Below are 12703 nucleotides of genomic sequence, written 5' to 3' on the forward strand. Positions count from 1 at the left end.
ATCAATCGTTAAACATAAAAATGTCATCGACCTCCATTCCGAGACTAACAAGCTTTGGGAGTAAACTCGTTAACTTGTTAACTCGCTACTCAAAAAATATCAAAAGTCACCCAACGCAAACACAGCTGCGAAACAAGCAAATAAAAAATGCCCCTTCACTCAAACGCCGCTCGACTACACTCAACAATCTGTTGATACAGCCAACGTGAGGCTGGGTCATTCATACTCGGACGATGCCAAACCAGACTGTAGGCGACCTTGCCATAATCGAACGGCAAAGCCTTAGTCACCAATCCCTTAGCTTGCAAAGCGGTCTTGGCCCAGTGACGAGAACAGGTAAACAGCAGTTCACTGTGATGACACATTAACGCCGCACTACCAAAATCGGGCACCACTACAGGGGTGGCACGCTGGCGAGACTGCTGGGCTAACTGCATCTCAAAAAAGGGAATATTTAAGTCGGCGTCGCTAATCCCCACATGACTGAAATCTAAGTAATCGGCCATAGAAATGGTCTCTTGAGAGGCCAATGGATGCGCCGGATTCATTAAGCAGACCATCTGATCGTCGATTAGGGTTTCCCAGACTAAGTCTTGCTCAGTAATGGGTGGCTGACTACGGTCATGGGGCAAGATGATGAAATCGAGTGAGCCTTGCACCAAACCGTCGAAGCCAATCCCCTCTTTGGCGCAGATGGTTAAGCGAATATTGGGAGCGATTTTCAGCACCTTGGCGGTTAATTTCGCCGCCAGCAATTCAAAGGAACTTTCACGCATGGCTAGTGAGAAACAGCCCTCATACACGGCAGGATTAAAGGCTTCCTGGCTAACCATCTGGTTCATATCATTAATAATTTGATGGACGCTCGGCACGAGTCGACGGGCAACAGGCGTGGCCACCAACTTATTACCGTTACGATAAAACAACTCATCATCTAAGCTGTTACGCAGTTGACTTAGGGTCTTACTGACACTTGATGGACTAAGACAGAGCCGACGAGCACTATCGGTCACACTCAAGGTGTCCAGCATCACGTGCAAAGTAATCAAGTGTTTCATGCTAATACGTGAAAGTTTAGCCAGATCCATACCTATCTCATCGAATTAATAACCGCCTAAGGCAATATAACCCTAAATGCCGACTATGTTGGTAGCGATGTCAAGAATCACGATCCCACTCACAGTGACGTTTTCCGCTATCGACTTTTACCGTATAATCGCCGCTCATCAATCCAAAGGTAGGCCAGCATGTTCCATATCGCCCTTTATGAACCCGAAATCGCTCCTAATACAGGTAATATCATTCGCCTATGTGCTAATAATGGCTGCCAACTGCACCTAATTGAGCCGCTTGGATTTGATCTAGAAGAGAAAAAGCTACGCCGAGCAGGTTTAGACTACAGCGATTTAACCCGGGTGACGCGTCACAAGGACTTCGCCCATTTTCTCGAGGCGATGGCCGGTAAACGCATTATGGCGTGCACCACAAAAGGTAGCCGCCCACACAGCGAACTGAGTTTTGAAAAAGAGGATGTATTGTTGTTTGGCCCTGAGACCCGTGGCCTGCCAATAGAAATTATCGAGTCGTTACCGACCTCTCAGCGCCTGAGAATTCCCATGGCCGCGAGTAGTCGTAGCTTGAACCTATCAAATGCGGTAGCGATCATCAGCTATGAAGCTTGGCGTCAAATAGGCTATGAAGGTGCGCTTTAACTCACGCCTTCCGTCACACTGAAGTCCAGACTCAGCAATAGATAATTAGCGCATTCTATGCTTGTTATAGTTGTTGTGGTGGGTTGATAGCGCCCTATTGTGGCTGCATGGCGATGGCTCTATACAACCTGTAGTGGTCTTCGTCTTCATCTAGGTATTGCAAGTTCTGCAACCACAACCAGCCCTTATCCTGACGCTCAAACCGTAACTGGATCAATACTGGACGCTGCTTCATCACCCCTTTGCCTAATAAGGTAAAGGCATTGCTGTCCTCATACAAACTAAAGCTTTGATATTTATCCTCATCAACCCCGTTGTAATACAGCAGCGATACCTCTGGAGGGAGATCTCTAAACCACCAAGTTTCGCTAAACGGGTAATTGGCATGTTCGCTAACCGAGAGGATCAATTGGCGCTTATCGGCGGAGCAGATCGCCTCGACACTCACCATTTTGGGTTGTGCCTGCGATTGTGAATGCGCCCGAGATTGCGCGGCATCACCACGCCACTGGCCGGCAAGTGCATCACAAAAGTTGGCTAGTGGAATTTTTTCCATTCCATAAACCGGAGATAAGCAGCAAATATTGATCACTAAACCTGCCAAGAATAGTTGCTTTAGATAGCTCAATGTCATCCTCTGTAACGATGCAAGTTGCCCTAAGTATGGGTATAAAGTGCCATTTTGTGTCAATGACAGCAAACTATCCCATCGCAAGCGCTTATCATCATTCTATTAAAACCTGACGCAAAAGAAAAAAGCCTCTGACGCTTTATCGCTCCAGAGGCTTTTTATCAATGAGCTTTAGTCATTATTGACCAAAACCTATGGCATCAATTTCAACTTGGGTCACTTCGCCATACTGAGCGGCCACACCGGCAATCTTTGCCGCGTTACCAATCAACACATATTGCAGCTTGTCTTGAGGAAAGTGTGTGCTAATGAGTCGCTGGGTATCGGCCAATGTCAATCCATCGACATTCTTTTGGAAGTCATTGATGAAGGCATCGTCGAAGCCGTATAAGTACATATCCGACAATAGCTCCGCCATTTGACCACTGGTCTCAAACTTTGGCGGGAACTGTCCTTTTACATAGGCTTTTGCCGAATCTAAGGTTGCCTGATCTATCCCTTTCTCCCACAGCCTAGCGTAGGTTTTCAGGGCTAAATCAATAGCCTCCTTAGTGGTTTCACTCTTAGTGAAGGTACTAATTCTAAAAACGCCACCCTTTGAATAAGGCGTAAAACCAGAACGGGCACCATAGGTTAAACCAGCATTGACTCTTAATTCATCGTTTAACCATGAGGTAAATCGTCCACCCAAAATGGTATTAACCACCTGTAGGCCCACATAATCAGGGTTGTCGCGAGCGACGCCTTTACCACCGATCAAAAAGGTAGTTTCAATAGCATCACCTTTATTGACCAAAAGTACTCGACTCTTATCTAGGGTCGGTTGCTGCTTTGCAAGCATAGGAGCTTGCACTGCCTCGCCGTTGCTCCAAGTGCCAAACAAACTAGCGAGTTTGGTTTTCATTACAGCAGGGTCAAAGTCGCCAACGATAGCAATCGAACTGTTACTCGGTTGATAGTAGCTTTTGTGAAACGCACGCAGCTGCGACACATTTAACTCTTCTAAAGAGGTACGAGTACCCGAACTAGGATTACCATAAGGATGCAGACCAAAAACTAACTTGTCGAAGTAGCGACCGATCACATTGCGCGGACTCTCTTTCGCTTGGGCAAGGCCAGCCATCTCACGTTGACGCAACTTATCAAACTCATTGGCATCAAAATCGGGAGAAACCAGCAAGTCACGCACCAGAGGCAGCATCTTATCGATATCTTTTGCCATAAAATCAGCACCGATATAGCTACCCTCTTTACCCGCTTGAGCGCCAATAGAGGCACCAAGGAAATCGACCATCTGCTCGATATCTGACTTAGACTGACCATTTGCACCTAACAGCAAAGACTGTGCCGTCATCCCAGCAACACCCGAAGTAGTGTCGTTAACCGCACCAACTCTTACCACGGCATTAACAGTGATCAGCGGCACCTCTTTTTGCGGCATGAGATAGACACTTAAGCCATTATCGAGTTGATAATGTTCATAGGCTGGCATTTTAAAGCTACCAGTATCGACAGATACCGATTGTTGGGTTGCTGCACAACCGGCAAGTCCCACCGCACTGGCAACGACAAATACCGATGCGAGTCGTGATAATTTTTGCGGGATATGATTTATAAAGTGTTTCATTCGTCACTCTCCTCTGTAGCCGCCAGTACAGCAACGGTGCGATTGGCGCGACGCAGATAGGTTTGTGCAACACGCTGAACATCGGCAGGTGTTACCTTGTTATAAGCCTCTGGAGCATTAAACAGTTTGTCGTAACTGCCAAAATAGAGCTCATAAGTACCTACGGTATTAGCTTTGCCATTAATGGTTTCCATTGCTCGATAGAAATCCATCAACTTAATGTTTTTGACCTTTTCCAGCTCTTGCTGACTGACGCCCTCACGAGCAATGCGGTTGACCTCTGCGATCATCCCTTTTTCCAGCTCTAGTGCTGTAATACCTGGGTTAGCAACCCCCATGACATAAAATAGATTGGGGTCAAAACTCATCGGCATATAGGTTTCGACCTCAATGGCGACCTGTTTTTCAACTAGGCCCTGATAGAGGCGAGAACTGTTACCTGTGGTTAAAATTGATGAGAGCAGATCTAAGGCGTAGTAGTCATCACTGGTCGTGGCCGGCACATGATACGCAAGCATGACATTGGGCGTACTCACTGAGGCTTTTTGCACATACACGCGGCGCTCACCTTTTTGCAAAGGTTCTACCGTTTTGACTTCACGCGGTGGCGCCTGAGCTGGAATAGGCGCAAAATATTTATTGGCTAACGCTTTAACTTCATTGAGTTTCACATCACCAGCGATCACAACAACCGCGTTATTGGGCGCGTAATAGGTTTTGTGATACTGCACTAAGTCATCGAGTGTCCACGCGGCAATATCCGACTCGTGACCAATCACAGACCAACTGTAAGGGTGAGCTCTGAAGGCGGCGCCTTTTATCTCCTCTTGCAGGGTTCGCCAGTTAGAGTTTTCTAAGCCCGTGGTGCGCTCTGATGCCACCACGCCACGCTCGCTCTCGACCATTTTCTCGTTGATATCGAGATTGGCGATACGGTCAGCCTCAAGATCGAACATGGTTTCCAAGGCATTCGCAGGAAACCAGTCGGTATAAACTGTGATGTTCTCTGTGGTATAGGCGTTGTTCGCTCCACCCGCGGCTTCCATAGTGCGGTCGAACATCTTAGGACCATACTTTTTAGCACCGTTGAACATCATGTGTTCAAAAAAGTGAGAAATCCCAGTAATACCAGGGACTTCGTTACGCGAACCCACCTTCCAAAATAGGTACATGTTGGCATTGGGTATTGATGAATCCTCCAACACCATAATCTTCATGCCATTATCTAGCGTGAAGCTTTTAATATCTTCCGCTTGTGTTGCTTGTGTCGCCACTGAAGTGAATAACACTCCAATCGACATACACAATGCGATTATCTTTCGCATCATCTGTCGTTCCCTCTTAGTGAGCAGATAAAAATAAAGGAGTTTGGAGACTAAGTCACAAACTAGCCCCTAAACAAACGTCACTATAAGAGGCTAAATTGCAAATGAGATCAAGTGTATTATGCTGATATACGGGCTACTTAATTGTAACGTATTGCTATAGATATCATATTGGATGACAAACCACTTCTGACTTTATTGCACAACAGGGAGCTAAATCTTGCTAAACAATAGCCCTAAGCTTGTGTAAAAAACACCACGTCGTTATCTATCACTTCGAGTTGCCACTGAAAATGACTCGCAATCCATTCAAATGTGGTAACGCTATAGAAACGAATATGGGTAAGATCGCTCTTGTAATGCCAATGAGCAAACGCTTCTTCGCCTAATACCCGCTTAGTCATAATCGCAAGTACACCATTTGCTTTCAGCATAGCGTTTAGCTGCGTGAGTAGCGCGGAAGCCTCTGCAACATGCTCTATTACCTCTGTCATGGTGATAAAGTCATATTGACGAGTGAGTAGGTCGGGGCGGTTGAAATAATACAGATCATAGTTATCCATCATTATCCCTGACTCTTGGGCCATAACGCTAATGGTTGGCCCGGGACCACAGCCAAAATCCAGCCCTTGCATGCTGGGAGATAAGCGCTCGCGCAGCGGATTCCAAGTACGACCAAGGAAACGTCGATAGCCTAAATCTTCACTATTGTTTTCATGATGATCGTAGAAGGCTTTTTCATCAACCGAACTTAACAGATAAGCCTGAGGTACAGACACTAACTGACACACATCACAACGCAAATATTCCCTATGTTTATCGCGATGAAAAAATGATAACGCAGGGCTGTTACATAAAGGACAAGAATTCACAGGGCTTCCTAGGGTTTAGTTTAGGCCAGTCACAATAAGGGATTTATCGGTTAATTATTAAGGCTTAGGTATTTTTCGCTCTTGAGCGGCAGCTTCTTTAGCTTCACGTAAATACTTCTCTTCACGACTCTCACGCTCATTAAACTGCTTTTTCGCTTTCTCTCGCTGCGCGTCTTCCCATTCTCGAGGTTGCAGTCCCTCTACCACCTTCTGCTCGCGAGCCGTGTTTTCCTTGACAGCTTGGCGGGCCTTGTCTAGCTGAGTCTGCTCAGTTTGTTGCGACAACACCTTAGCATCATCAGCCTTCTGGGAAAGACTCTTCTCCTCACCCGCAAGCAGATCAGCGCTCGCTAAGGACAGCAAAAACAGAAGCGGTCCCCATTGTTTAACTCGATTGTTCTCAACAGCCATCTCTCTGCTCCTTGGACTATGCCGCCTTTTTACGTCATTAATGATACTAGATTAGCTGACTTACACAGCCTAATTTTTCCTTCACTGGACGAGGTTATGGTACTGATTGTTATGAATAGCCCGATTCTCAAATAAAAATGCCCTACATGTTTGAGTCTAAACGGTATTCGAGGTACTTTTACTATTATCGCAATGAAACAATGATTAACCAGTTGTTAGCCATAGAGTCATTGATTAAATCCTTTAGCGGAGAGCCATGGATGAGCCAATGGTTTCAGATACTTAATCAGTTAACGTCTAATATCCCTAGCATCCAGCATCAAATTGATGGGTGGCGACAATCACCTGACGCTCAATACCTTGCAATATTAAAGGGTTACTCGTTTTTGGCCGCAAACCAAGGCACCCTAGACTACTTTCAAACCCAGCAAGATAGTTTCATCAATGCAACCCCTTATGACTTCTCTCCGCGCATTCAGTCTTCTGGTAGAAATAGTGTCGAATATTCACAACAAATGATCGACAAGACCAGTAACGGACAAGAGATAAGCTTTAACTGGTTGCACATGAGTCAGCTTGGCGGCGAACTACCAACTAAAGTCACGATTTATCCGGCAACATTCAAAGAGCAGGCCGTCACTGTAGTGCTATTTGAACCCACTAACCGCCGTAGTAACGTCAGACGCAATATGTCTAACGGTTTTGAATTGTTACCTCCTCAGCTAGTGTCTAGCATCTTAGAAGATAGCGCTGAAGCGGTTTATATCACCGATGGCTCACATAAAATTATCGCCGTAAATAAGGCTATGTGCCGAATCTGTGGTTATAGCACCGACCAACTCATCAACAGAAAAGCTGAAGAAATTGGCCTATACCAAGATGCCGAACAACAAAGTAATGAGTACCTTAAGAGCCTAGAGGAGCGAGGTAGTTGGCAGGGAGAAATCACTAAATCACGCTCAGATGGTAGCCAATTCCCCGCATGGAAAAGCTGTAGAAAGCTGCAGATAGAGGGAGAAGTCTTCTACGTTACCCTATTTAGCGATATCAGTGCTCAGAAGCAACTCGAATTGCGTCTGACTGAACAAGCGATGGTCGACACCCTAACAGGCCTCCCTAATAGACATCAGCTGAAACAACTACTCAATCAAGTATTAATTAATAATCAAGCCACTCCCGATAAGTTAGGTGCCGTGATGTTTATGGATCTTAATGGATTCAAAAACATCAATGATTGTTTTGGCCATGCCACTGGCGACAAGGTGCTGCAATTGGTTTCGGCTCGACTCGAAGCGAGCTGCATCGAAAAAGCCGATATTGCCAGGCTAGGTGGTGATGAGTTCACCCTGATACTGCAAGACTGTCATAGTCGCGCTGAGGTGGAAGAATTTTCAAAAAGTTTACTGGCTATCTTCGATGTGCCCTTTGAGATCGATGGCCAGAAATTTTACCTCGGCACTAGCGTTGGTATCGCGCTATTCCCCGAACATGGACGCCAAGCCTCACAGCTACTGAGCTTGGCTGACACCGCCATGTATTGCGCAAAAAAAAGCCCTAACCATGTTCTGTTTTACGACACGAATATGCATATCGAAGCCGAGCAAAAACTAAGAATGCTCAACGATTTACGCCATGCACATAGCCTTAAGCAATTCAAATTAGCCTATCAGGTGATAGTCGACCTTGAGTACAGCAATGTGATCGGAGCCGAAGCCCTGCTTAGATGGCAAAAAAGTGACGGCACGGTAGTTGAAGCCAGTGATTTTATCCCACTATTGGAAGAGACTGGATTATTGATCACCGTGGGGCAATGGGTACTCAATCAAGCTTGTAGCCAAATTGCGTTATGGCGAAAACAGCACGACTGCCAAATACAAGCCTGTATCAATGTCTCGCCAATTCAATTGGAGCATCCCGATTTTCTTAAGCAGGTAAAACATGCCCTCGACCTCAGCAAACTTCCAGCGAGCGGCTTAGTACTTGAGATCACCGAATCGGCACTATTAAGGCAACCCGAGCGGGTAAAGCAGACCTTAAACCAGCTCAAATCGCTCGGCGTTAGAATCGCTATTGATGATTTTGGCGCAGGCCTATCATCTTTAAGTAAGTTAGGTACTTTGCCTATCGATACCTTAAAGATTGACGCGAGTTTCGCCAAGCGTTTAAGTGAACCCCAAGGGAAAGAACTCTGCCAGGCAATGATCCAGCTCGCTCAAGCACTCGATATCCAATTTGTGGTTGAGGGGATCGAAACCCTTACGCAAAAACAGATATTATCAAGCATGGGAAAAGGCTTTGGGCAAGGATATTTCTTTGGTCACCCCGAATCGGCGGAGCGTTTTAACTCGACTAATTTTAGAGAGCATTGAACCGATAGCCGTGCCAGTTTGCATTTGTGCGGTGCGGCACTGCCTCCCTGCATGGACAGTGCACTGGCACAACTATCTGACCACTTGCTTACAAGTGACTAAGGCCATTAGACCCGATTTTGAAACGAATTAAAGTGATCCGCGCCGAAAGATGATTAAGCAAACCCTGATGTTCATCACAAGTTTTGTAAAAACTATTTTATCTTAAATATCTTTGCCTTACAGATAACGGCATCGCATTTAAACGCTGCTCAACTAACGCATTTAAGGCGTCAGTCAGCGGTGACACGTCACAACTAGGCTCAATCGCTTTAATCCCCATAGCGGCCGCTTCAAGGGTCGATAAGCTATCGGCTCGCTTCGCCTTTCGAATGATGTAATTAGAGGGCGAGTTCAGATCTAGATGCACAGCAGAATATTGATTCAACCAAGGGTTAAGGGCTAATAATTTAAACACCTTACGCCAAGTACCATCGATCAATAATAAGATCACATCTTTAGGTAGGGATAGTTCGCTGACACTCTGACTGTCTGCCGATGGATATAAAACAAAAATAGGCTTAATTTGGCTATCGAGATAACTCTTAAGCACCATAAAATCTTCAGCAGTCTCGCCAACCACCACTTGCAGATCCGGTATTACCGCCTTCATCAACTTTACGCTGTTTTTGGCATGTTTCACCTCGCCAGGATCTTGCAACACAACAAGTTCGACGCTGGTCGCAAGGGGTCGAATACTGGCACACAAGCACGCATTCGTGGGATATTGGCAATCAGGACAATTTGGACGTTTCAAAACATTCTCGCATAAAGTGCATAGATTTATAGTTTACAAAAAAAGCCTGCATTAAGGTCAAATAATGCAGGCTAAAGGGTGTTGCGTTTTGGATAATGAAGCGGCTTAACCCGAGTTCAGGTTACTTAATGCGCATGTCGCTCCTGATGCCAATGATCTAGTCGACTCATCGCCATCATCGCCAGTAATAAGATTGCTAATCCGCCCATAACGACCACAACCGCATAAGGCGCAGTTAAATCCGTTTGCTGAACTAGCCCCGCGAGTATAGATGCGCCACTCATCTGAATAAAACCTAACATGGCCGTGGCGGTACCTGCGCGCTCACCAAAACCAGCTAGCGCCATGCTAGTTGCGGGGCCGAGCAACAAAGCAAAACCAATACATAACAACATCATAGGTAACATAAAGGCGAAAGCCGCTGCCAAGCCAACCTGCGGGCCAAACCATTGAGCAGCGACCTGCAATAAGGCCGATGCCACTAAGGTATTTAACGCAACAACTACCGTACGACGATTGCCAACGCGCTGAATAACCATAGGCGCGGCGAAGCAAGCGACAATATTGACCACAGCATTCAGACCAAACAAGCCGCTGAAGGTCAACTCAGATACACCAATTCGCTCAATTAACCATACTGGAGCGTAGGATACATAACAGAGTATTGATGCCATTCCGGCCATACAGGCAAACGCATAGAACAAAAAGTGAGGGTCAATTAACACAGGCTTATAGCGCGACCAACGATACAATGGCCCAGTTGTAACTGTGTTTGCGGGGCGCGTCTCTGGAAGTCGGTAACCTACGACTATCATGATCAAAATGGCATACAGTGTCATAAACACAAAAGTCGAGCGCCAACCAAACTGCAACGCCAATAGCCCACCGAGCGTCGGTGCTAACGCTGGGATCACACAGATCACACCGTTTAAATAGCTGTAGTAACGGGCACCTTCTTTGGGGGTAAAACAGTCTCGTACCGCACTAAATACCACAATTGATGTGGAACAGGCCGCTAATCCCTGTAGCACTCGGGCGATCTGTAGCCAATGAAACTCCATCGCGACGGCAGCGAGTAAGCTGCTGGCGATATAGAGTAATATTCCAGCCATTGCGATAGGTCTGCGCCCATATCTATCGGCCAGCGGACCAATTAAAACCTGCCCCACACCCATGGCGAATAGGAACAAAACTAATGTCGATTGGACATCGCTGGCAGATACGGCAAATTCTGCTGCCATTGTGGGCATTGAAGGCAGATAAATATCGATGGCGAGTGGGCTAAGCACGACCATTAACATTAAAATGGGTAACAAATTACGGCGCATGGGGTCTCTTTATCTAATCAAAGTAGGGTGAAGCAATTAGGGTCTATTTTAGATGAATGATGTTATGAACAGAAATGGTATAATTTCAAAAGCTAATTTCCTTTAAGGAATATCATATGAATCTGGATAACCTCGCTCGTATCGATTTAAATCTGTTGGTCATTTTACAAGTCTTACTCGAAGAGCGTAGCGTCACTCGTGCGGCGAATCGCTTGCACTTAAGCCAATCGGCTCTAAGCAAAAGCCTCAACCGATTGCGCGACACCTTAGGTGATCCGCTGTTTATTCGCACCGCTCATGGACTAAAGCCCACGGCTCACGCAGTAATATTGGGGCAACAGTTACCGAACATGCTGCAAGGACTTTATCAACTTACTCAACCTCCTCGATTTGTTCCAGCAAGCAGTACTCGGCAGTTTTCCATCTCTATGGTCGAAAGTGCCTACGAGACACTCATCCCTTACTTTATCGGCCCACTGCTAAACAACGCCCCCAATCTAAGGCTCGATTCCTATCTTTGGACGGAAGAATCATTAGCTGGACTACAAAAAGGTCAAATTGACTTTGGTATAGCAGGGCGAGACATGACGCCGCAAGCGGATATCGTTACCGACCGATTACCGGAAGGGATTGCCCATCAGACCCTATTCACCGACCACCAAGTGTGCCTAGTTCGGCGAAACCACCCAATCTTGACTGTGCTAAAAACTGACAACTGGAACTTGAACATCTATCTAGAGATGTCTCATGTGCAGGTGCGTTGTGAGGGTAATGAATGGTGGGCACTCGATTACCACTTGGCCGATCTCGGCCATCGTCGCCATTTAAGTACGACCGTGCCAGACTTTTATGGCGCCGCCAGTATCTGTGCTCATAGCAACCTGATCTTTACGCTACCTTCAAGTTTTGCCAGCCACGCCCAGAAACTCTATCCACTCGTCGAATTACCGCTGCCGCTAGAATTTTCGCCATTGGCTTATGTACTGCTGTGGCATGAACGTAATAACGATGAACCCGGACATAAATGGATAAGAGAGACCATCTGTAAGAGTGTGGCAGATGCCTTTAACCAACAAGATAGATTTGGTTCAGCCTAGGTTAATCTAGACTCTGTTAAGGTAAAGGGGTTGGTTCGCTTGAAGAGATATCTGGTTACAGTTTTTGCCAAAGATTAACCGAATTTAACGTGATATCTCACCTGACAATGTGCAGAATCAAACCTTAGCAAATACAGGAGAAACTATGATCTATCATCAATTTCAGCAGACACCTTTCCAGAATCGATTTTCTGGTAGCAAGGGCTGGCTCGCATTTGCTATCGGATTAATTGTCATGACATTGGTCTTGCTAGCGCTTCCCTTTGTCATCCTCATTGGGGCGTTGAGCTTTATCACCTTGAGCCTGTTTGGGCGTCTGTTTTTAAAACGACAACTGGCTAAATTTCGCCAGCAAAGCCAAGATCAATTCGGGTTTGGGCACCACACGGAACAGACATCAAGTGAAACCGCAAACGTATTTAACGATAATACCCCTTTCGGTCGTGATCACGCTCCCCGCCAAGGTCGCACATTTGAGCACAACCCTAACGAGTAAACTTGGCTACTCGCTCAAAATAGTTGGCGTGATTGATCA

Annotated in this window: 12 protein-coding genes; 4 read left to right on the forward strand and 8 right to left on the reverse strand. The window is 46.1% G+C overall.

The window, feature by feature from the left end; translation table 11 throughout:
• Positions 1 to 155: 155 nt before the first annotated feature.
• Complete coding sequence (locus tag K0I73_RS17645) at positions 156 to 1088, reverse strand: LysR family transcriptional regulator (RefSeq protein WP_220062330.1); 933 nt, start codon at positions 1086 to 1088, stop codon at positions 156 to 158.
• A 159-nt stretch (positions 1089 to 1247) separates the two neighbouring features.
• Between K0I73_RS17645 and trmL the strand changes: the two genes are divergently transcribed.
• Entirely contained in the window at positions 1248 to 1712 is a 465-nt protein-coding gene (gene trmL / locus K0I73_RS17650) for a tRNA (uridine(34)/cytosine(34)/5-carboxymethylaminomethyluridine(34)-2'-O)-methyltransferase TrmL (protein WP_220062331.1), read from the forward strand.
• Positions 1713 to 1806: 94 nt separating this feature from the next.
• Here the strand turns inward: trmL and K0I73_RS17655 are convergent, their stop codons facing one another.
• The 5 genes from K0I73_RS17655 to K0I73_RS17675 all read right to left on the reverse strand — a co-directional run bounded on the left by K0I73_RS17655 (position 1807) and on the right by K0I73_RS17675 (position 6578).
• Positions 1807 to 2268 carry a hypothetical protein gene (locus K0I73_RS17655; protein ID WP_258405230.1) on the reverse strand — a complete coding sequence of 154 codons (462 nt, stop codon included), beginning with the start codon at positions 2266 to 2268 and terminating at the stop codon, positions 1807 to 1809.
• Positions 2269 to 2521: 253 nt separating this feature from the next.
• Entirely contained in the window at positions 2522 to 3970 is a 1449-nt protein-coding gene (locus K0I73_RS17660) for a M16 family metallopeptidase (protein WP_220062332.1), read from the reverse strand.
• Entirely contained in the window at positions 3967 to 5298 is a 1332-nt protein-coding gene (locus K0I73_RS17665) for a M16 family metallopeptidase (RefSeq protein WP_220062333.1), read from the reverse strand. Before K0I73_RS17665 ends, K0I73_RS17660 begins: the two co-directional genes overlap by 4 nt.
• A 233-nt stretch (positions 5299 to 5531) precedes the next feature.
• Positions 5532 to 6167: a class I SAM-dependent methyltransferase gene (locus tag K0I73_RS17670; RefSeq protein ID WP_220062334.1), complete on the reverse strand. Its 636-nt coding sequence runs from the start codon at positions 6165 to 6167 to the stop codon at positions 5532 to 5534.
• 57 nt (positions 6168 to 6224) lie between these two features.
• Entirely contained in the window at positions 6225 to 6578 is a 354-nt protein-coding gene (locus tag K0I73_RS17675) for a hypothetical protein (RefSeq protein WP_220062335.1), read from the reverse strand.
• Between the two features lie 260 nt (positions 6579 to 6838).
• On the opposite strand from K0I73_RS17675, the gene K0I73_RS17680 reads away from it, so the two are divergent.
• Positions 6839 to 8947 carry a putative bifunctional diguanylate cyclase/phosphodiesterase gene (locus K0I73_RS17680; RefSeq protein ID WP_220062336.1) on the forward strand — a complete coding sequence of 703 codons (2109 nt, stop codon included), beginning with the start codon at positions 6839 to 6841 and terminating at the stop codon, positions 8945 to 8947.
• Positions 8948 to 9146: 199 nt separating this feature from the next.
• On the opposite strand, the gene K0I73_RS17685 is transcribed toward K0I73_RS17680, so the two are convergent.
• Complete coding sequence (locus K0I73_RS17685) at positions 9147 to 9743, reverse strand: tRNA-uridine aminocarboxypropyltransferase (RefSeq protein ID WP_220062337.1); 597 nt, start codon at positions 9741 to 9743, stop codon at positions 9147 to 9149.
• A gap of 125 nt (positions 9744 to 9868) precedes the next feature.
• Positions 9869 to 11071: a multidrug effflux MFS transporter gene (locus K0I73_RS17690; protein WP_220062338.1), complete on the reverse strand. Its 1203-nt coding sequence runs from the start codon at positions 11069 to 11071 to the stop codon at positions 9869 to 9871.
• Between the two features lie 116 nt (positions 11072 to 11187).
• On the opposite strand from K0I73_RS17690, the gene K0I73_RS17695 reads away from it, so the two are divergent.
• Both K0I73_RS17695 and K0I73_RS17700 read left to right on the forward strand, forming a co-directional pair.
• Positions 11188 to 12168: a LysR family transcriptional regulator gene (locus tag K0I73_RS17695; protein ID WP_220062339.1), complete on the forward strand. Its 981-nt coding sequence runs from the start codon at positions 11188 to 11190 to the stop codon at positions 12166 to 12168.
• A gap of 145 nt (positions 12169 to 12313) precedes the next feature.
• Positions 12314 to 12664: a hypothetical protein gene (locus K0I73_RS17700; protein ID WP_220062340.1), complete on the forward strand. Its 351-nt coding sequence runs from the start codon at positions 12314 to 12316 to the stop codon at positions 12662 to 12664.
• The last annotated feature ends 39 nt before the right edge of the window (positions 12665 to 12703 follow it).

The organism is Shewanella mesophila (assembly GCF_019457515.1).
GTDB lineage: Bacteria > Pseudomonadota > Gammaproteobacteria > Enterobacterales > Shewanellaceae > Shewanella > Shewanella mesophila.

Coding starts and splice junctions, on each gene's coding strand:
- K0I73_RS17690 (WP_220062338.1), bottom strand. CDS start 11,071: ATGCGCCGTAATTTGTTACCCATTTTAATGTTAATGGTCGTGCTTAGC.
- K0I73_RS17645 (WP_220062330.1), bottom strand. CDS start 1,088: ATGGATCTGGCTAAACTTTCACGTATTAGCATGAAACACTTGATTACT.
- K0I73_RS17665 (WP_220062333.1), bottom strand. CDS start 5,298: ATGATGCGAAAGATAATCGCATTGTGTATGTCGATTGGAGTGTTATTC.
- K0I73_RS17660 (WP_220062332.1), bottom strand. CDS start 3,970: ATGAAACACTTTATAAATCATATCCCGCAAAAATTATCACGACTCGCA.
- K0I73_RS17695 (WP_220062339.1), top strand. CDS start 11,188: ATGAATCTGGATAACCTCGCTCGTATCGATTTAAATCTGTTGGTCATT.
- K0I73_RS17680 (WP_220062336.1), top strand. CDS start 6,839: ATGAGCCAATGGTTTCAGATACTTAATCAGTTAACGTCTAATATCCCT.
- K0I73_RS17700 (WP_220062340.1), top strand. CDS start 12,314: ATGATCTATCATCAATTTCAGCAGACACCTTTCCAGAATCGATTTTCT.
- K0I73_RS17675 (WP_220062335.1), bottom strand. CDS start 6,578: ATGGCTGTTGAGAACAATCGAGTTAAACAATGGGGACCGCTTCTGTTT.
- trmL (WP_220062331.1), top strand. CDS start 1,248: ATGTTCCATATCGCCCTTTATGAACCCGAAATCGCTCCTAATACAGGT.
- K0I73_RS17655 (WP_258405230.1), bottom strand. CDS start 2,268: ATGGAAAAAATTCCACTAGCCAACTTTTGTGATGCACTTGCCGGCCAG.